Below are 18,999 nucleotides of genomic sequence, written 5' to 3' on the forward strand. Positions count from 1 at the left end.
TACTCAGTCTCCTTGAATATCGGATTCGGATATTGGTTGTGGCTCTGCAATATTTTCAACCACAGTATAATGCAATGTGACCTTTAGTTGACCCGCCTCAACCTCTTTACTCAAAATCTTATCACTTACAATCATAGCATGTTCATCCAATTTTTTCTTTAGTTCTTTTTCGGCCATCTCTTTCGCTACTTTCAGCGCTTGCTTTTCTGTATATTCTCGATTCGCTTCTTCCTCTTCTCTCACAACATCTTTTTCATATGCAATCGGCAGTGTAAAACCAAATAATTTCACATCATGCTTTACACTTTCAGTACGAGAGCGTTTATACTTATCATGCTGAAATCCCCATATTTTTATTTTCGTATCCCAAAATTTAAGAAAATGTTCATTGTATACGTTACCAGTATACACTTGGAATTGCGTCTTTAACGGGACATCCACCTTAGATGTATACCACGTTTCGCCATACACAATACCTTTCGCTGAAACAATCGTCGGACTTTCCTCATTACCATATATTCCTGATACGAGAATCTGCCCTTTTTCTACATGATCATTTTTCAGTACAACCGGCTTTCCAACTTCTACGAACGTCTTTGTAATAATCGCTTCTTTTTTTGCTACTAAATTTTGCGGCCTTTGTTCCTTTTCTTTCTTCGGTTCGTTTTTTTCAACAATTTTAAAATGATACGTCGTTCCTCTTACTTCTAGTCCCGCCCAAGTAATGGCATTAATATTATCTGTCAAATGGCGTTGTACATCTTCTACATTCGGCATTTGAAATTGTAGTTTCCCTTTTTTAATACCCATTTTATCCAATTCTTTCATCAATATATATTCTGTTTCAGGTTTTGCTCCTGTAATTTCAATTTTCCAAACCATATTTGACATTGCAATCACACCAAAAAAGAAAATTAAAAAACCAATTAAAAATCCACTATTTTTAATTAAACGCTTATTCCAAAAAGGAAAACCATAACGTCCAATAAAATATAATTTACATTCATTTTTTCTATAAATTGGTTTTATTTTTTTCACATCGCGTAACAATATACAAAAAACTAACGTTTCATCAGCTATCTTTTTAACATCCCAAACTAATAAATTCCTCCGTACACATTCATTAACAAACCGTTCCGCTCCTCTACCTTCAATTCGCACTTTTACATATCCAAGCCACTTTATAAACCATTTATTTTTCATTTACCACCTTCACTACCTTTCTAAAAGTAGATATACTACTTTTTTATTTGAAGCATTAAAATAGCTCGTACTAAAATGAAACCGAGTAAAACTGTAATCCGTCTCTATCAACGGAACTTTTACAGGATAAAGAAGAAAAACTTCACAAATGGAAGTTTCACTTCAATCACCTTTTTTTTCATTTTCTAAAAATGTTACTTGCTCAATTATCCCTTCGAGTAAAAGCTCTTCTGGAAGAATCGTTTTAATAACAAAGGATTGTCCTTTAATTAATAATTGACCGTGTTTTAAAAGCAATCGCACTTCTTTATCTGAAAACACTAATAACCCCCGATGATTTTCTATATAAATATGTATTTGCCCAACAAGAGTAATCCGAGGTAGATCCATTAATACATCCACTGGTAGGTCTACTTGTTTTGTCAACCAATTTTTCATTTGTTCTAATTTCTTCATCTCGAAAGACCCCCTCTCATCCCATATATATGTATTTCTTCACAAGCGCCTATCGTGTTATAACGACTTCACTAACATAACTATATTCTGTAAGAGTTCATATCATGTTAATTAAAACAGTCGCTATATGAAATCATATTTGTCAGGACAATGATGGATTAGAGGATGTTACCTTTAATAATAGAAGTATTAATACAAGAATATGCGCCCCTACAGGATATCAGTACAAGTTACATTAAGAAATTAAGCCTAGCGAGAAGTTGGAAACTTGAAAAAAACTGTTACAATTCGTTCTGGACGTGACATACTGACCATAGAATAAGTAGTTGTCATTTATTGGACACATGAGATAAAGTGAAACTTTAATCAACCCTCACCAATCGGGCTGCCCGTTAATGAGGGATAAAATCAAAAAAAGAAAATTTCTCCACTCTGAATGTTACGTTTTAAGTAAGAATATTTTATAGATGGTTGTTATATGAATTTCAAAAAATATTAGGGTTCATTAAAAAATGAATTAATAAATGAGGAAATACGAAAGGAAATTGGCTTTGGTCAAGAAATTTTGAATGTTATAAAACAAGTTACCGACAGTAATATCCGGCCATTTTATGCAACTGATGCAAAATCTAAAATAGTTAGAATCTCTTTCATTACCTTTGAGGATTATGCTGAAGAGCAAGCTATAAAACTTCAATCTGAGTTTCAGAAGGTTCGGTACTTAGCTTTTATTTGCGAAAGAAGTTTTAGTCAAGGAAGTAAGAACAGGTGTAGAATCGGAATTATACAAGGAAATAATAAATTGAAACTTTAACTAGAGGGGTTTCTATCACTTACAGAAACCCTTTTTAAGCAATATAGCGTTTCCTTAATAAGAACAATAAAAAAACGTCTCATACGAAATGAGACGTTTTTTTACGCTAATAGCTGGATAACCAGCTTATTCACAAGTGATCCGTCTGTTTTACCTTTTACTTTCGGCATAACAGCAGTCATCACCTTACCCATATCTGCTTTAGAAGTCGCACCAACTTCAGAAATAACTTGCTTGATTACATCAACTAGTTCTTCTTCAGTTAATTGCTCTGGCAAATATGCGCTTAAAATCTGAATTTCACTTTGCAGTTTATTAACAAGGTCTTCACGACCAGCTTTTTTAAATTCAAGGAGGGAGTCCTTATACTGTTTTACTTCACGAGCTAAAACTGTTATTTCCTCTTCTTCAGTAAGAGTATGTTGCAGTTTAATACCTTCATTTTGTAAAGCAGCCTTAACCATACGAATAACGGTTAATTTTTCTTTTTGTTTATTCTTCATCGCTTGTTTCATATCATCGTTTAAACGACCGAGAAGACTCATAACTTACACCCTCTCTTAGAATTTACGCTTTCTTGCCGCTTCAGATTTCTTCTTACGTTTTACACTTGGTTTTTCATAAAACTCGCGCTTTCTTGCTTCAGCAAGTGTACCAGTTTTAGAAACCGATCTTTTAAAACGGCGAAGTGCATCCTCCAAAGACTCGTTTTTACGAACGACTGTTTTTGACATTCTCTTTCCCTCCCTCCGAAACATCACACTTACATACTAACTTCAGCATGCAAAAAGAAACACTTCTTCAGCATGTCTTTTACGATTATAATACATTTTATCACTTCAGGTCAACTATTTGGCAGAATAAAAGAAGAATAGAAGCATTTCCTTTTCAAAAGTTATGCAAATAGCTAGTATCCTTTACTGATGAAGACAACTATATTTTTATCATTTCATCTTTTTTCATACAGGGATGCATGCAACGCCTCCCCACCTTATAGTACTTAAGCGCTTCAAATAAAGAAAGCATGCAAACCGTTTCCGGTTGCACGCTCTTTTTATGCGCTAGCTGATTCTTTTTTTACATCATCTTCAAGAACACGAACAAATTGCGCTTCGTTATATGGATAACCAGCTTTCGTAATTTTCACTTTCACTAGCTTACCAATTAATTCTTCTGATCCTTCAAATACAATTTTTAAGTAGTTATCTGTATACCCTACATATAACCCTTCACGGTCGCCCTCTTTAAATTGCTCTTCCGGAATGATTTCAAGCACTTCACCTTCAAACGCTGATGCGTACTCTTTCGCTAATTGATTAGATAGCTCAATTAAACGATGAACACGATCGTTCTTCACATCTTCAGGAACTTGATCTTCCATGCGTGCTGCAGGTGTTCCTGTACGTTTTGAGTAAGGGAACACATGTAACTCAGAGAAGCGGTTCTCTTTAATGAAATTGTATGTTTCCATGAATTCTTCTTCTGTTTCACCTGGGAAACCAACGATTACGTCAGATGTAATCGCAAGGCCTGGTAACGCTTCTTTCAAACGATCTAAACGCTCTTGGAAGAACTCCATCGTATATTTACGACGCATACGTTTTAATACAGTATTAGAACCAGATTGCAACGGAATATGCAAGTGGCGTACAACTACTTCAGATTTATCTAACACTTCAATTACTTCATCTGAAATTTGACTCGCTTCAATAGAAGAAATACGAAGACGTTTTAATCCGTCTACTTCCGCTTCCATATCACGAAGTAATCCAGCTAAGTTATAATCTTTTATGTCTTCGCCGTATCCACCTGTATGAATACCCGTTAATACGATTTCTTTATAGCCTGCATCCACTAATTGTTGTGCTTGTTTAATAACTTCTTTTCCATCACGAGAACGCATTAAACCACGCGCCCAAGGAATGATACAGAATGTACAGAAGTTATTGCAACCCTCTTGTATTTTTAAAGACGCACGTGTACGATCCGTGAAATAAGGTACATCAAGTTCTTCGTACACACGTGTTTTCATAATATTACGGACAGCATTAATTGGTTGACGCTCTTTACGGAATTCTTCGATGTAACCTAACATCTTTTCACGATCCTGTGTACCAACTACAATATCTACACCCGGAATCGCCATAATTTCAGCTGGAGATGTTTGTGCATAACATCCCGTTACGCAAATAACTGCATCTGGATTTTGACGCACAGCACGTCTGATTACTTGACGGCTTTTTTTGTCCCCAGTATTCGTTACTGTACATGTGTTAATAACATATACATCAGCTTTCTTTTCATATTCTGTTCTTTCATAACCACCTTGTTTAAACAATTGCCAAATGGCTTCTGTTTCATAGTGGTTTACTTTACAACCTAACGTATGGAACGCAACAGTTGACATTGATCATCACCCCATCAATTCAAAATGATACGAAGCAGCACTTAACGCGTATAACGGCGCCGTTTCTGTTCTTAAAATTCTTGGTCCTAAACTACATGGTACAAATTTATGTTCACGAAGCGCTGTAATCTCTTCCTCAGCTAAACCGCCTTCTGGGCCAAATACAATCAATAGCTTTTGACCTGGTTTCATTGTCGTTAAAGCTTTCGCAAAATTAGATTTCTCACCTTGTTTTGCTTCCTCTTCGTAAGCAACAAGACAAACATCATACTCACCACTCATTGAAAGCAATTGCTTAAATGATGCCGGAGCATGTACTTCTGGAATTTCACTTCTATGTGATTGTTCCGCAGCTTCTTTCACAATTTTTCTTAAACGCTCAACTTTTTTATCAGCTTTTTTCGCATCCCATTTTACGATAGAGCGAGATGCTTGAAATGGTAAGAATGCAGCTGCCCCAAGCTCAGTTCCTTTTTGAAAAATTAACTCTAGCTTGTCTCCTTTTGGCAGTCCACTTGCAATCGTCACGAAAACAGGAAGTTCACTTGACGCCTCTACCCATTCTACAATAGCCGTATTAATAAATTCACTGGTAATTTCATCAATTGAACATACTGCTGTTTTTCCGTTTACACAGCAATAAATATGATCACCAGCTGACATACGCATCACTCTTGCGATATGATGTACGTCATCACCTACAATCCGAATACTTGTCTCATTTACATATTTCTCTTCTACAAAATAACGTTGCATATAATCACCTTAGTAGAGTTTCGTTCCTTTCGTAAGTCAACACTTACGAAAAGAACGAAACGTTATCATTTTTCATATAACAAACGGCAAGTCTCTCACCTTATAGTGAGAGACTCCCCTTTTCATTATAGACTAAAATCTATATTACGCATTTCGTGCAATAATTGCTACCCAATCTTCCATTCGTAACACTTCTTCAATTGTAAATCCAGCTTGTTCTAACGCCTCAGAAATTACTTTTTCCTTCGCAGCAATAATGCCCGATGTAATAAATAATCCACCTGACTTCACAACTCTTGCTGCATCTTCAGGGAATAATAGAATAATCTCTGCTAATAAGTTAGCTACGATTAAATCAACAGGACCTTCAATACCTTCTAAAAGACTATTTTGTCCAACAGACACGATATCATCTGTTTTATTTAAACGTACATTTATTTCTGCACTTTCAACCGCAACCGGATCTAAATCATATGCTTGAACAGAAGACGCACCTAATTTTGCAGCCGCAATACTAAGTACACCAGAACCTGTTCCTACATCAATAATAGTGTCACCTGGCTGTACTGTTTTTTCTAAAGCACGGATACACATCGTTGTTGTTGGATGAGTTCCTGTACCAAACGCCATACCCGGATCTAATTCAATGATTTTTTCATCAGGAGAAGATGGTGTATATTCTTCCCAAGTCGGTACGATTGTGAATGTATCAGAAATTTGTACTGGATGGTAATATTTTTTCCAAGCAGTAGCCCAATCTTCTTCATTGACTTCGTTAACGGTAATATTTCCAGTACCAATTTCGATGTCGTAAGATGGAAGCACATCAATAGATGATTTTACACCTGCAATCGTTTCATGTAAAGAATCCGTTTGCGGGAAATACGCTTTTATTAATACACCTTCCGCCGGATATTCATCTGGGTTCAATGCATAAATTTCACCATATTGTTGCTCGCGCTCTTTCGTTAACTCCGCTGGATCCTCAATCGCAACTCCGCTAGCACCAGCTTCATGTAAAATATGAGAGACAGCTTCTACTGCTTCTTCTGTTGTATGAATACTAATTTCTGACCATTTCACAATTTACCAACTCCATTTTTTATTTCCATTATTCCCCTTTGAAAGCACGTTTAAGCTTTCCGAATAAACTATCATCCTGCTCTTCTTGTCCTGCAAATTCACGTAATAAATCTTTTTGCTGCGAAGTCAATTTCGTCGGTACAACAACACGAACGACTACATATTGATCTCCTTGGCCGTATCCACGTACGTTCGGAGCACCTTTTCCTTTTAAGCGGAATTCTGTTCCAGTTTGTGTTCCTGCTGGAATTTTCAGCTTCACTTTACCATGAACAGTAGGAACTTCCACTTCATCACCAAGCGCCATTTGCGCAAATGTTAATGGCATTTCGCAAATAATGTGATCTCCTTCACGCTCGAAGAATTCATGATTTCTTACATGAACGACAACATATAAGTCTCCTGCTGGTCCGCCATTTACGCCGGCTTCACCTTTTCCAGACACACGAATTTGTTGACCATTATCGATACCCGCTGGAATTTTAACATTGATTTTTTTACGTTTACGAACTTTACCTGAACCGTGACATGTCGTACATTTTTCTTTAATAATTTGTCCAGTTCCTGAACAATGACCACAAGCTTGACGGTTTACGATACGACCAAACGGCGTGTTTTGTTCTACACTCACTTGACCAGAGCCTGAACAATGTTTACATGTTTCTTTTGAAGTTCCTGGTTTTGCTCCACTACCTTTACAAGTATCACATGGATCTTCTACTGGAATTTCCACATTTAATTCCTTACCAAAAATAGCTTCTTCAAAATCTAAAGTGACTTGATATTGTAAGTCAGCACCTTGGCGCGGAGCATTTGGATCACGACGTCTGCCACCGCCACCGCCGAAGAAAGAACTAAATATATCTTCAAAACCGAAGCCACCGCCGAAGTCTCCTCCGCCGCCAAATCCACCGAATCCTTGATTTGCACCAGCATGACCAAATTGATCGTACTGTGCACGCTTTTGATCATCACTTAACACTTCGTATGCTTCTTGTACTTCTTTAAACTTTTCAATTGCATTTTCTTCTTTGCTTACGTCTGGATGGTATTTTTTAGCCAAACGACGATACGCTTTTTTAATTTCATCTGTTGAAGCGCCCTTGCTAAGTCCAAGGACCTCATAATAGTCTCGTTTACTCATAAATTTACAACCCCCGAATCTTTCACATAAACGTAATTTTAACACCGAAAGAAAGTGCTTTGCAACAAAGTTTCCTCACTTACAGTATGCAAAGCGAAAAACTTAAGATCCTCACACATCGCTTCTCATTCGTGAAAAAAGCCAAAGTCAAGGCACGCTTGACTTTGACTTTTTGTCATCTTACTTATTATGTTTACAGTTGAATTACTTGTCTTCTTTTACTTCTTCAAACTCAGCGTCAACTACATTGTCTTTCTTTGCGCCAGCGTCTTGTGCACCTTGCGCACCTTCTGCTTGACCAGCAGCTGCTTGAGCTTGCTCGTATAATTTAACAGTTAATTGTTGTACGATTTCTTGTAAAGCATCTTTTTTCGCACGAATTTCTTCAAGCTCGTTTTTCTCAATTGCAGCTTGTAATGCTTCTTTCGCTTCTGTTGCTTTTGCAACTTCAGCTGCATCTACTTTACCTTCTAAATCTTTTACAACTTTGTCTGTTTGGAATACAAGTTGGTCAGCTTCGTTACGAAGTTCAACTTCTTCCTTACGTTTTTGGTCAGCGTCAGCATTTGCTTCCGCTTCTTGTACCATACGTTCTACTTCTTCATCAGAAAGACCTGAAGAAGATTGGATTGTAATAGCTTGCTCTTTGCTTGTTCCTAAGTCTTTCGCACGTACGTTAACGATACCGTTCGCATCAATATCGAATGTTACTTCGATTTGTGGAATACCACGTGGTGCTGGTGGAAGGTCAGTTAATTGGAAACGACCTAACGTTTTGTTGTCAGCCGACATTGGACGCTCACCTTGTAATACGTGAATGTCTACTGCTGGTTGATTATCAGCAGCTGTCGAGAATACTTGTGACTTACTTGTTGGAATTGTAGTGTTACGCTCGATTAATTTCGTGAACACGCCACCCATAGTTTCAATACCTAAAGAAAGTGGAGTTACGTCTAATAATAGAACGCCTTCTACATCACCAGTAAGTACGCCACCTTGAACTGCAGCACCTAATGCTACAACTTCATCAGGGTTTACACCTTTATATGGCTCTTTACCAGTTTCACGTTTAATAGCTTCTTGTACAGCTGGGATACGAGTAGATCCACCAACAAGAATAACTTTATCTAATTCGCTTGGAGCAAAACCAGCGTCTTTTAATGCACGACGAGTTGGCTCTAATGTTCTTTCAACAAGACCTGCTGAAAGCTCTTCGAATTTCGCTCTTGTTAACGTTAATTCTAAGTGTAATGGACCAGCAGCTCCAGCACTAATGAATGGTAATGAAATTTGAGTTTGTGTTACACCAGAAAGATCTTTTTTCGCTTTTTCAGCTGCATCTTTCAAGCGTTGAAGCGCCATTTTATCTTGGCTTAAATCAATGTTATTTTCTTTTTTGAACTCAGCTACTAAGTGATCGATGATAACTTGGTCAAAGTCATCGCCACCAAGACGGTTGTCACCAGCAGTTGAAATAACTTCGAATGTACCGTCTGCTAACTCAAGGATAGATACGTCAAATGTACCGCCACCTAAGTCATATACTAAGATTTTTTGTTCTTCGTCTTGTTTTTCTAAACCGTAAGCAAGTGCTGCTGCTGTTGGCTCGTTAATGATACGCTCAACTTCTAAACCAGCGATACGACCAGCATCTTTCGTTGCTTGACGCTCTGCATCGTTGAAGTATGCAGGTACTGTAATAACAGCTTTCGTTACTGTTTCACCTAAGTATGCTTCAGCAGAAGCTTTTAAGTTTTGTAAAATGATTGCAGAAATTTCTTGAGGTGTATACTCTTTACCTTCAACTTCTACTTTGTAGTCTGTACCCATATGACGTTTAACAGACATGATTGTATTTGGGTTTGTAATTGCTTGGCGCTTTGCAACTTCCCCAACTTGACGTTCTTCATTTTTGAAAGCTACAACAGAAGGTGTTGTACGGTTTCCTTCTGGATTTGGGATAACCTTTGGTTCTCCACCTTCCATAACAGCTACACAAGAGTTTGTTGTACCTAAGTCAATACCGATAATTTTACTCATGGCGAATCCTCCTAGTTTTATGTAAATTATTGATTTACTTTTACCATTGATGGGCGAATCACACGGTCTTTTAGTTTATAACCTTTTTGGAATTCTTCCACAACCGCGTTTGATTCAAATTCACTATCTTCTACTTGCATAATAGCTTGGTGTTCATTAGGATCAAACTGTTTACCAACAGCTTCAATCACTTCCACACCTTCTTTAGTCAGCGCTTCTAACAATTGACGATGCACCATTTCCATACCTTGTAACAAGGATTTCGTTTGCTCATCAGTCGCTTCCACTTGCATTGCTCTTTCAAAATTATCAAGAGCTGGCAAGATGTCTGAAACTAGACTTTGTGCTCTATATTTTTCAGCAGCCTGTTTATCCATTTGGACACGGCGCTTATAATTTTCAAAATCAGCTTGTAGACGTAATGTGCGACCTTCCGTTTCCGTTAGTTTCGCTTGTAGCTCATCTACTTTTTCTTGTAAAAGAGCAGCCTCACTTTTTTCTTCTACAGTTTCTTCACTGTTTTCTGGCGTGACAGCTTCTTCAACTTGCGCTTCTTTTACTTCTTCTACCACTTGTTCGTTACGCTCTTCCACAATATTCACCTCCTTAAAAGGTATTAGGTATCATGCATAGCATGATTACCTAAGCATTATATATTACACACAGCAATGAAAATTTCATCACTTGAGCGAATGTATTACTCTCATTTACTTTTTAAGTCCATCAGTAAATTGTCTCGTAAATAACTGTAACAAACTAATTACACGAGAATATTGCATTCTCGTAGGACCTAAAATAGCAATTGTTCCAAGTTGCTCTTCGCCGATCGAATATGTTGCAGAAATTAAACTACAATCCTCCATAGCCGTCGAAGAGTTTTCCCTACCAATTTTCACTTGAATCCCGACTTGTTTATGACGCAAAATGTCATAAAATTCGGCTTCATTATCAATCATGGTAAGTAAAGATCTAACCTTTTGAATGTCATGGAACTCTGGCTGCGAAAGCATATTTGCTTTTCCTCCAAAGTATATCTTTTCCGATAACGGAACTTGAAATGTACCATCCAACATTTTTATTGCACTATCGTAATTATGAACATACCCACGTAAAACTGTAACAATCTCCTTAAAGATTTTATTATGAAGTTCTTCCATCGGTACGCCAGATAGCTTTTCATTTAAAATATTAACCATTTTTTCTAAATCTGATAAATCAACAGATTCCGGAACGGTAATCGTTTTACTTTGTACATGCCCTGTATCGGTTACAATAATAGCGACAGCAGTTTGACGATCAAGCGGCACAATTTGTACATTTTTAAGTTTATTTGTACTTAACTTCGGTCCAAGAACAATGGCCGTATAATTCGTAAGTTCTGATAAAATTTGAGCAGATTGTTGTGCAATTTTTTCCGCTTCAAAAATTCTTTCAGCAAATAAATCTTTAATTTGTACAATTTCAGCGTTCGGTAAGTTTTGCGGTGCTAAAAGATGGTCTACATAAAATCGGTAGCCTTTCTCAGAAGGAACACGTCCAGAAGAACTGTGCGTTTTTTCAATAAAACCTAATTCTTCTAAGTCCGCCATTTCATTTCGAATAGTAGCTGAACTAAATGTAATTTCATCTTTTTTAGCCAACGTTCTAGACCCAACGGGCTGCGCTGATCCAATAAAGTCATCAATAATTGTTTGTAAAATTAAGAGCTGACGTTCCGTAAGCATCTCATCATCACCTCTGTTAGCACTCTTTGTCTTTGAGTGCTAAATCTATTAATAACTTACCAAAATTGACATTCAATTGTCAACGGAAACGTCACGAAATAATGAAACTTTTTCACGCCTATGGAACATTTAATTAGTCAATCAAAAATGATTGGAATACTTCATTCCCTAATAATTTTCCTTTTCGCGTTAAACGCACATGCCCATCTTCCTCTTCAAGCAATCCCTGCTCTTGGTTGCTTTGTAACTGCTTCGCGAAAACTTGATCCATCTCTACATTAAATTTATTGCGGAACGCCGTTTTAGAAACACCTTTTGTTTTTCGAAGCCCTAAGAACAGCTCTTCTTCCATTCTTTCTTTCTCCGTCACTTTGTGAACATCTAAATACGGAAATCCTGTTTCATCAATTTTATTAAAATATTGCTTCAGCGGACCTACATTTTGAATACGTTCCCCGTTCACATAACTATGAGCTCCAGCTCCAAATCCATAATACTCTTCATTATTCCAGTATGTGAGATTATGTCTACTTTTATTGTCACCTTTTGAGAAATTACTAATTTCATACTGGTTATAACCGTGTTTCTCCATTTCATCCATTACTATTTCATACATTTTCGCTTCATGGTCTTCACCCGGAAGACGCAATTTCCCTTTGTTCATTAAGTTATAAAACACTGTTTTAGGTTCCACAATTAATGAATATGCAGAGAAATGTTGTACATCAAGCGTAAAAGCAATATCTAATGTTTCTTTTACATCTTCTATCGTCTGTCCTGGCAAAGCATAAATAATATCTACATTAATATTTTTAAATCCTACTTCCTGTGCTTCTCGAATCGCGAGGAATGCATCTTCCCTCGTATGCTTGCGCCCGATTTTCTCAAGCAGTTCATCACGGAACGTTTGCACACCAAAACTAATTCGATTCACTCCACCTTCTAGCAGTACATTCAACTTCTCTTTCGGCAGATCTCCTGGATTCGCTTCAAATGTTAATTCACAATTTGGGGCGAACGGACGCAAATGACGATTAATAATCTCGAGTAATTTTTTTGTCTGTTCCATATTTAACGCTGTCGGAGTTCCCCCGCCCACAAAAATCGTTTTTATACTATCAAACGGAACTTTTTGAACCGTATTTATTATTTCCTTCTCTAAATAATCTAAATATTGATCAACCGGTTGGCGTTCAATAAACACTTTATTAAAATCACAATAGTGACAAATGTGCTGACAAAACGGAATATGAATATATGCAGCTTGTACCAAATATAACTCCTACCTTTCTAAAAAGAAAACCTCCGCACTCCGGAGGGTTCTCTACTTCTCTAACGTATTACGAATTTGTTCCATTCGCATTTTTCCCCAATCATACATCATTTCAACGATCGGTAAAAGTGACATGCCTAGTTCCGTCATATAATACTCAACGCGAGGAGGAATTTCGGGATATACTGTCCGATCAACAATTCCATCTTCCATTAACTCTTTTAATTGGTTCGACAAAACTTTATGAGAAATGCTTGGGAATAACCGTTGTAATTCACTGAAACGATGTGGCCCTTCCACACCAAGATGCCACAGTATCACAACTTTCCACTTTCCACTAATAATAGAAAGCGTCAATTCCTTTTCACAATTAAAATTACCATTTTGTATTTTTTCTTGAATATCTTTTCGAATATTTTCGGACATTAACAATCTCCTAACTCTATATGAACTAAAAAGCTCTCTCATTATTGTAAATGAGAGCTGCTCAGATGTCTAAAAAGTAATTATACAGAAAAAAGAAGCCGCACAAACGACTTCTTTTTTATTTCAAATATTAGTTGTCATCCATTTTCAGTACAGCCATAAATGCCTCTTGCGGTACTTCTACAGAACCAACAGACTTCATACGTTTTTTACCTTCTTTTTGCTTATCAAGAAGTTTACGCTTACGAGAAATGTCACCACCGTAACATTTTGCAAGTACGTTTTTACGCATCGCTTTAATTGTAGAACGTGCTACAACTTTATTTCCGATAGTCGCCTGAATTGGCACTTCAAATTGTTGTCTCGGAATTAATTCTTTTAATTTCTCTACGATTACTTTACCACGGTCATACGCTGAATCACGGTGTACGATAAATGATAAAGCATCCACTTGTTCATTATTTAAAAGAATATCCATTTTCACAAGTTTAGATGGTTTATAGCCAATTAACTCGTAGTCAAATGATGCATACCCTTTCGTATTTGATTTCAATTGATCGAAGAAGTCATATACGATTTCTGATAACGGGATTTCATATGTTAATGTAACACGCGTTTCATCTAAATATTGCATATCAATAAACGTTCCACGTTTACCTTGGCAAATCTCCATTACAGCTCCAACATAGTCATTCGGAACCATAATTGAAGCCTTCACAAACGGCTCTTCTACACGATCGATAGACTGTGGATCTGGCATATTAGATGGGTTATCAACAATAACATCTTCACCGTTAGTTAAATAAACTTTATAAATAACGCTTGGCGCTGTTGTAATTAAGTCAATCTTAAATTCACGTTCAATACGTTCTTGAATGATTTCCATGTGAAGAAGCCCTAAGAAACCACAACGGAAACCAAATCCTAGCGCTTGAGATGTTTCTGGTTCAAACTCAAGAGCAGAATCGTTTAACTCTAATTTTTCTAATGCATCACGTAAATCGTTATAACGAGCAGAGTCAATTGGATACAGACCACAGAATACCATCGGGTTTAACTTACGGTAACCTGCTAACGGCTCTGCAGCTGGACGTTTCGCATGTGTAATCGTATCACCAACACGTGTGTCACCAACATTTTTAATCGATGCTGCTAAGAAACCTACATCACCTACTGTTAACTCGTCACGTTGCGTAGTTTTCGGTGTAAATACACCTACTTCTGTTACTTCAAATTCTTTACCCGTTGCCATCATACGTACTTTATCGCCAACTTTTACTGTTCCATTTACAACACGGATATAAGCAATTACACCGCGGTACGGATCATATAAAGAGTCGAAAATCATACATTGTAATGGCTCTTCTGAATCACCCGACGGAGCTGGTACTTTTTCAACAATTTGTTCTAAAATTTCTTCAATACCAATTCCAGCTTTCGCAGAAGCAAGTACCGCTTCTGATGCATCTAAACCAATTACATCTTCTACCTCTTGACGTACACGTTCTGGATCCGCACTTGGTAAGTCGATTTTATTAATAACTGGTAAAATTTCCAAATTGTTATCAAGCGCTAAGTATACGTTTGCTAACGTTTGCGCTTCAATACCTTGCGCTGCATCTACTACAAGAATCGCGCCTTCACAAGCCGCTAAACTACGAGATACTTCGTACGTAAAGTCGACATGTCCTGGTGTATCAATTAAATGAAGAATATACTCTTCACCATCTTTTGCTTTATAGTTTAATTGTACTGCGTTTAATTTGATTGTAATACCACGCTCACGCTCTAAATCCATAGAGTCAAGCAACTGAGCTTTCATTTCGCGTTGTGTTAACGCGTTTGTTTTCTCTAAAATACGGTCTGCTAACGTTGATTTTCCGTGGTCAATATGAGCAATAATAGAGAAATTACGAATTTTGGACTGTCTTTTTGCTCTTTCTTCTTTATTCATCTATGTTCTCAACTCCTAATAGTCTCGCCAATATACACTAGCACTGATTATATCAATAGAGCAACAAAGATTCAATGAAAACTCGTGCTGCTTACGATACAAATCATTCTATCTATATCTTATGCGAATAAACCATAAGAGACAAACCCTTTTCAAATTTTAAAACGGCTGTCCTACAAATCAGTAAAACAACCGCCTCCCATGTTACTCTTAGCTAAAAATTCCTTTTATTTTCCCAACAACTATATCCGTCCCGAACTTCGTCATTTCATAAGCTACACTTGCTACCGCCATCCCAATTCCTTCTACAACATTAAAACTTCTTAAACGTTCTAATTGCTGTTGTTTTTCTGAGGCCGAAAACGAGCTACCCAAAATTTCTGATTCAGCACCTGTACTTTCTGTCCCTGTCATATGAGCTATTTGTTCATATGACAATTGCTGATAGCCTTTCATACTTTTCAAACCATGATTAGCAAGTGCCACTCCTGCTATCATCATAAGTAAACATAAAGCTACACTACATATACACAAAAGCGCAAAGCGACTCAAACCATAATCATCCGTTCCCCTCAATGTGTATATGCTCCCGTATTATCTTGATCAATTTGATGATGTAGCGCTGCATTTAAACCACTCGCTATTACATTCGCCATATCCTCAATAAAAGTATCTACTTCTTTTGGGGTTACCATTAAATTATGACCAAGAGGAGATAGCACTTCATAAATCAGCCTTCTTTTTTCTTCTTCTTCCAACGTACCAACAGCACCTAAAAACATATTTCTGCTCTTTTCATCCGGCATATCTTCTTCTGTTAATTTTTTCTTTTCTCCAAATGAAAATCCCGCTGGTAACAAAGATCGTGAAGGTTTATTTCCTTCTTTCATCTCTCGACCAAAATGTTTCAAAATAAAATCAATCGTATCACTTGTAATCGAAACAGCATCGACCACAGTCGGAACACCAATTGCGATAACAGGGATACCTAATGTGTCTTTACTTAGTTCTTTACGCTTATTCCCAACCCCTGATCCAGGATGGATTCCGGTATCAGAAATTTGTATCGTGCTATTTACTCGTTCAATAGAACGGGCAGCTAATGCATCAATTGCAATTACAAAGTCCGGGTTCGTCTTCTCAATAATTCCATAAATAACATCGCTCGTTTCGATTCCTGTAATCCCCATTACCCCCGGCCGAATTGCACTAACAGGCCTAAATCCTTCTTCTACACTTTCAGGCTGCAATTGAAACAAATGTCTCGTTACTAATACATTTTCTACAACTATCGGTCCAAGAGCATCTGGTGTTACATTCCAATTCCCAAGACCTACAATTAAACAGCTTGCTTCTTTTGTAACTCCAACCTCTTCTAAGAAACAAGAAAATTCTTTTGCAAAAATACGCTCCACTTTTTGTTGAAGTTCTGTATCTTGCTGACGTATCCCTTGTACTTCAAGTGTTAAATAATTTCCAGGTTTTTTCCCCATCGCTTCAGAGGCAGCTTCATCAATCGTTACTTTTGTAATTATAGTACCTTCTTCTTCTCTCTCTTTTACAATAACTCCCTGTATCCCTTTTTGTTCTTCTTGGCTTTCTTGCAACATTTGATGAGCTTCTACAGCAAGGTCAGTTCTAATGCTATATTTACTTAAATCTAATGGTTCTTTCATCGTATCTCCTCCGTAATTCATAGTAAATATCGTTAGATTTCCCAAAGTTATATAAGGTCATTCTTTCCTTTACGTGAAATTTCATGGATATACTATTGCAATTCTCTTCACCGTTTGATAGAATATCACTTGTTCTATGTAAGAATCGAGTCATTCGATTGCACCAGGGAGGTGAAAAGTATGGCAAACATCAAATCTGCTATCAAACGCGCTAAACTTAGCGAAGAGCGTCGTGCACATAACGCTTCTATCAAGTCTGACATGCGTTCTGCTGTTAAAACTGTAGAAGCTTTAGTTACTAATAACGATCTTGAAAATGCTAAAGAAGCTTTCAAAACTGCTTCTAAAAAACTTGACAAAGCAGCTCGTAAAGGTCTTATCCACCAAAACGCTGCAGCTCGTCAAAAATCTCGCTTAGCGAAACAAGTAAACGCGTAAGGCGTTTAAAAAACGATCCATTTGGATCGTTTTTTTATATACAAAAAAGTTCATGCACTAAATACATGAACTTTTTTGTGTCATCACATATGATTTAATCGCATTAAGAAAAATTCGAGCACAAGCTTCTTATCCATCTTTCCCGTCTTCATACTATAATCAGCTTCCGCTAATTCTATAATCACTTTTTTTAATTCTTCAAAAGAGAAAAACTTCGTTTGATTCATTGCTAACTTTACACGATACGGATGTACACCAATATGAGACGCAATTTGATTTTGTCCATAACCACGTTGCTGTAGCTCTTTCACTTGATACAACAAGCGGAATTGACTCACTAATAACGCAAGCAATTTAATCGGCTCTTCCTGCTGCGTAAATAATCCATCCAAAATTTGCATTGCACCTGCAATATCTTTTTTCACCACTTTTTCTGTCAAAGCAAATACATTTTGCTCAACTGATTTTGGCACAAGCTCTGCAACAAGTTTCGTCGTAATCTCTCCGCCCATACCAACGTATAACGTTAACTTGTCCATTTCCTTCGCCAACATCGTTACATTACTTCCCACAAGCTCTAGCAACAAACTAACAGCCGCGTTATCAATATGCACATGCACTTCATCTGCACGAGCAACAATCCACTTCTGAACATCCTGTACTTGCATCGCATTCGCTTCTACTACATCTGCTGTTTTCTTTAATAGTTTTGTAATTTTTTTTCGCTCATCAAGTTTTTCGTAAGGCGCAACAAAAACAAGAATAGAAAATGGAGAAGGTTCACCAATGTATTCTTCTAAAATTTTTATATTTTGCTCTAACTTTTCTTTTTGCGAAGTCAAAAATAGCGGTGATTTTATTAACAGTACTTTCCGTTCTCCGAAGAAAGGAAGCGTACGCGCATCCTCAACCACATCTTCTAAATACGCTTCTTCTAAATCGTATGTCACAACATTAAACTCTCGATCTTCTTCTTCAAGTGCTTCTGTCGTAATAAGCTTTATCGTTTCATTTATAAAAAAAGCTTCCGTTCCATATATTAAATATAACGGAGCAAACTGTTTCTTTTTAATTTTTTTATGTATATCACTCATACTTTTTCCTACTCCCTAACTTGGCAATATATATTTATACTAATGCCCTAGCTGTTGTTTTACAAGTACAAAGGAACAGGCTTTATAACCCGTCCCTTTATTTATATTAAACGCCACGCAATAAGCCCCGGGTTTCTTATTGGTGTGCGGTAATCACCTTCCCTTTATTATTCGCAATAAAAATTTGAGTATAAGTGCCAACTGTTAACATGCTTGGAAACGAAAAACTCACATTACTTCATGATTTAAAAGTAACAAAAAAGCTCGTTTTCTCTTCATATGGAAATTGTAGATTTTTTTCTGACAATATTTTATACTAAAGTGGAATGTTGGGGAGGGATTCTAAATGAATGATTTTGAACAAAACGTTCAAAGTAAACGCAATGACGCTATTGATTCAGGGGTAGGATTTATCGTCTCATTTGGTTTTTTCGCAACACTTTTCATCATTGCAACTGTTATTAAATTTATCGGTTCTTAAAGACTGCCACTTCATGGCAGTCTTCTCTTT

The 18,999-nt window shown here is 37.0% G+C and carries 19 protein-coding genes; 2 read left to right on the forward strand and 17 right to left on the reverse strand.

Features of this window, described 5'->3' with window-relative positions; translation table 11 throughout:
- Positions 1 to 3: 3 nt before the first annotated feature.
- From yqfD to gpr, 16 genes are all read right to left on the reverse strand, one after another.
- Positions 4 to 1,203 carry a sporulation protein YqfD gene (gene yqfD, locus MHB52_RS22340; protein ID WP_044795888.1) on the reverse strand — a complete coding sequence of 400 codons (1,200 nt, stop codon included), beginning with the start codon at positions 1,201 to 1,203 and terminating at the stop codon, positions 4 to 6.
- A gap of 162 nt (positions 1,204 to 1,365) precedes the next feature.
- Entirely contained in the window at positions 1,366 to 1,659 is a 294-nt protein-coding gene (gene yqfC / locus MHB52_RS22345; RefSeq protein WP_000732269.1) for a sporulation protein YqfC, read from the reverse strand.
- 915 nt (positions 1,660 to 2,574) lie between these two features.
- On the reverse strand, positions 2,575 to 3,018 hold the full coding sequence (locus MHB52_RS22350) for a GatB/YqeY domain-containing protein (RefSeq protein WP_000054562.1): 444 nt from the start codon (positions 3,016 to 3,018) through the stop codon (positions 2,575 to 2,577).
- Between the two features lie 15 nt (positions 3,019 to 3,033).
- On the reverse strand, positions 3,034 to 3,207 hold the full coding sequence (rpsU, locus tag MHB52_RS22355) for a 30S ribosomal protein S21 (RefSeq protein ID WP_000048061.1): 174 nt from the start codon (positions 3,205 to 3,207) through the stop codon (positions 3,034 to 3,036).
- Between the two features lie 320 nt (positions 3,208 to 3,527).
- Entirely contained in the window at positions 3,528 to 4,880 is a 1,353-nt protein-coding gene (gene mtaB / locus MHB52_RS22360) for a tRNA (N(6)-L-threonylcarbamoyladenosine(37)-C(2))-methylthiotransferase MtaB (RefSeq protein ID WP_000108676.1), read from the reverse strand.
- Positions 4,881 to 4,886: 6 nt separating this feature from the next.
- The gene (locus MHB52_RS22365; protein WP_001190159.1) at positions 4,887 to 5,636 is read right to left on the reverse strand and encodes a 16S rRNA (uracil(1498)-N(3))-methyltransferase; all 750 of its coding nucleotides are present in this window, start codon (positions 5,634 to 5,636) and stop codon (positions 4,887 to 4,889) included.
- 144 nt (positions 5,637 to 5,780) lie between these two features.
- The gene (gene prmA, locus MHB52_RS22370; protein ID WP_061663044.1) at positions 5,781 to 6,719 is read right to left on the reverse strand and encodes a 50S ribosomal protein L11 methyltransferase; all 939 of its coding nucleotides are present in this window, start codon (positions 6,717 to 6,719) and stop codon (positions 5,781 to 5,783) included.
- A gap of 28 nt (positions 6,720 to 6,747) precedes the next feature.
- Positions 6,748 to 7,863 (reverse strand): chaperone protein DnaJ, encoded by a 1,116-nt coding sequence (gene dnaJ, locus MHB52_RS22375; protein ID WP_000043947.1) that lies wholly within the window; start codon positions 7,861 to 7,863, stop codon positions 6,748 to 6,750.
- Between the two features lie 204 nt (positions 7,864 to 8,067).
- The gene (dnaK, locus tag MHB52_RS22380; protein WP_000034706.1) at positions 8,068 to 9,903 is read right to left on the reverse strand and encodes a chaperone protein DnaK; all 1,836 of its coding nucleotides are present in this window, start codon (positions 9,901 to 9,903) and stop codon (positions 8,068 to 8,070) included.
- A gap of 26 nt (positions 9,904 to 9,929) precedes the next feature.
- Complete coding sequence (grpE, locus tag MHB52_RS22385; RefSeq protein ID WP_000392711.1) at positions 9,930 to 10,496, reverse strand: nucleotide exchange factor GrpE; 567 nt, start codon at positions 10,494 to 10,496, stop codon at positions 9,930 to 9,932.
- 114 nt (positions 10,497 to 10,610) lie between these two features.
- Positions 10,611 to 11,627 (reverse strand): heat-inducible transcriptional repressor HrcA, encoded by a 1,017-nt coding sequence (gene hrcA, locus MHB52_RS22390; protein ID WP_000954941.1) that lies wholly within the window; start codon positions 11,625 to 11,627, stop codon positions 10,611 to 10,613.
- A 133-nt stretch (positions 11,628 to 11,760) separates the two neighbouring features.
- A complete protein-coding gene (gene hemW / locus MHB52_RS22395; protein WP_044795883.1) occupies positions 11,761 to 12,900 on the reverse strand; it encodes a radical SAM family heme chaperone HemW in 1,140 nt (379 codons plus the stop codon).
- Between the two features lie 51 nt (positions 12,901 to 12,951).
- Complete coding sequence (locus tag MHB52_RS22400; RefSeq protein WP_001293546.1) at positions 12,952 to 13,326, reverse strand: winged helix-turn-helix transcriptional regulator; 375 nt, start codon at positions 13,324 to 13,326, stop codon at positions 12,952 to 12,954.
- Positions 13,327 to 13,456: 130 nt separating this feature from the next.
- Entirely contained in the window at positions 13,457 to 15,280 is a 1,824-nt protein-coding gene (gene lepA, locus MHB52_RS22405; protein ID WP_001030951.1) for an elongation factor 4, read from the reverse strand.
- Between the two features lie 210 nt (positions 15,281 to 15,490).
- Positions 15,491 to 15,856 carry a YqxA family protein gene (locus MHB52_RS22410; protein WP_001215034.1) on the reverse strand — a complete coding sequence of 122 codons (366 nt, stop codon included), beginning with the start codon at positions 15,854 to 15,856 and terminating at the stop codon, positions 15,491 to 15,493.
- Positions 15,853 to 16,956, reverse strand: a complete 1,104-nt coding sequence (gene gpr / locus MHB52_RS22415) for a GPR endopeptidase (protein ID WP_000662616.1) — start codon at positions 16,954 to 16,956, stop codon at positions 15,853 to 15,855. Before gpr ends, MHB52_RS22410 begins: the two co-directional genes overlap by 4 nt.
- A gap of 180 nt (positions 16,957 to 17,136) precedes the next feature.
- Here gpr and rpsT point away from each other — a divergent pair, with 180 nt between their 5' ends.
- Positions 17,137 to 17,394, forward strand: coding sequence for a 30S ribosomal protein S20 (gene rpsT / locus MHB52_RS22420; RefSeq protein WP_001274011.1), 258 nt, complete (start codon positions 17,137 to 17,139; stop codon positions 17,392 to 17,394).
- A gap of 83 nt (positions 17,395 to 17,477) precedes the next feature.
- Here rpsT and holA read toward each other — a convergent pair whose 3' ends face one another.
- Positions 17,478 to 18,488: a DNA polymerase III subunit delta gene (gene holA, locus MHB52_RS22425; RefSeq protein WP_001279908.1), complete on the reverse strand. Its 1,011-nt coding sequence runs from the start codon at positions 18,486 to 18,488 to the stop codon at positions 17,478 to 17,480.
- A gap of 346 nt (positions 18,489 to 18,834) precedes the next feature.
- Here holA and MHB52_RS22430 point away from each other — a divergent pair, with 346 nt between their 5' ends.
- Complete coding sequence (locus MHB52_RS22430) at positions 18,835 to 18,969, forward strand: YqzM family protein (RefSeq protein ID WP_000997609.1); 135 nt, start codon at positions 18,835 to 18,837, stop codon at positions 18,967 to 18,969.
- Positions 18,970 to 18,999: the final 30 nt, after the last annotated feature.

Origin of the sequence: Bacillus sp. FSL K6-0073, assembly GCF_038006085.1 — a bacterium.
GTDB lineage: Bacteria > Bacillota > Bacilli > Bacillales > Bacillaceae_G > Bacillus_A > Bacillus_A cereus.

What these genes read in the sequence shown, in the direction of transcription:
- MHB52_RS22350 (WP_000054562.1), bottom strand. Translation starts at nt 3,018, where the DNA reads ATGAGTCTTCTCGGTCGTTTAAACGATGATATGAAACAAGCGATGAAG.
- yqfD (WP_044795888.1), bottom strand. Translation starts at nt 1,203, where the DNA reads ATGAAAAATAAATGGTTTATAAAGTGGCTTGGATATGTAAAAGTGCGA.
- MHB52_RS22430 (WP_000997609.1), top strand. Translation starts at nt 18,835, where the DNA reads ATGAATGATTTTGAACAAAACGTTCAAAGTAAACGCAATGACGCTATT.
- dnaJ (WP_000043947.1), bottom strand. Translation starts at nt 7,863, where the DNA reads ATGAGTAAACGAGACTATTATGAGGTCCTTGGACTTAGCAAGGGCGCT.
- MHB52_RS22365 (WP_001190159.1), bottom strand. Translation starts at nt 5,636, where the DNA reads ATGCAACGTTATTTTGTAGAAGAGAAATATGTAAATGAGACAAGTATT.
- mtaB (WP_000108676.1), bottom strand. Translation starts at nt 4,880, where the DNA reads ATGTCAACTGTTGCGTTCCATACGTTAGGTTGTAAAGTAAACCACTAT.
- lepA (WP_001030951.1), bottom strand. Translation starts at nt 15,280, where the DNA reads ATGAATAAAGAAGAAAGAGCAAAAAGACAGTCCAAAATTCGTAATTTC.
- dnaK (WP_000034706.1), bottom strand. Translation starts at nt 9,903, where the DNA reads ATGAGTAAAATTATCGGTATTGACTTAGGTACAACAAACTCTTGTGTA.
- MHB52_RS22400 (WP_001293546.1), bottom strand. Translation starts at nt 13,326, where the DNA reads ATGTCCGAAAATATTCGAAAAGATATTCAAGAAAAAATACAAAATGGT.
- rpsT (WP_001274011.1), top strand. Translation starts at nt 17,137, where the DNA reads ATGGCAAACATCAAATCTGCTATCAAACGCGCTAAACTTAGCGAAGAG.
- holA (WP_001279908.1), bottom strand. Translation starts at nt 18,488, where the DNA reads ATGAGTGATATACATAAAAAAATTAAAAAGAAACAGTTTGCTCCGTTA.
- gpr (WP_000662616.1), bottom strand. Translation starts at nt 16,956, where the DNA reads ATGAAAGAACCATTAGATTTAAGTAAATATAGCATTAGAACTGACCTT.
- rpsU (WP_000048061.1), bottom strand. Translation starts at nt 3,207, where the DNA reads ATGTCAAAAACAGTCGTTCGTAAAAACGAGTCTTTGGAGGATGCACTT.
- hrcA (WP_000954941.1), bottom strand. Translation starts at nt 11,627, where the DNA reads ATGCTTACGGAACGTCAGCTCTTAATTTTACAAACAATTATTGATGAC.
- yqfC (WP_000732269.1), bottom strand. Translation starts at nt 1,659, where the DNA reads ATGAAGAAATTAGAACAAATGAAAAATTGGTTGACAAAACAAGTAGAC.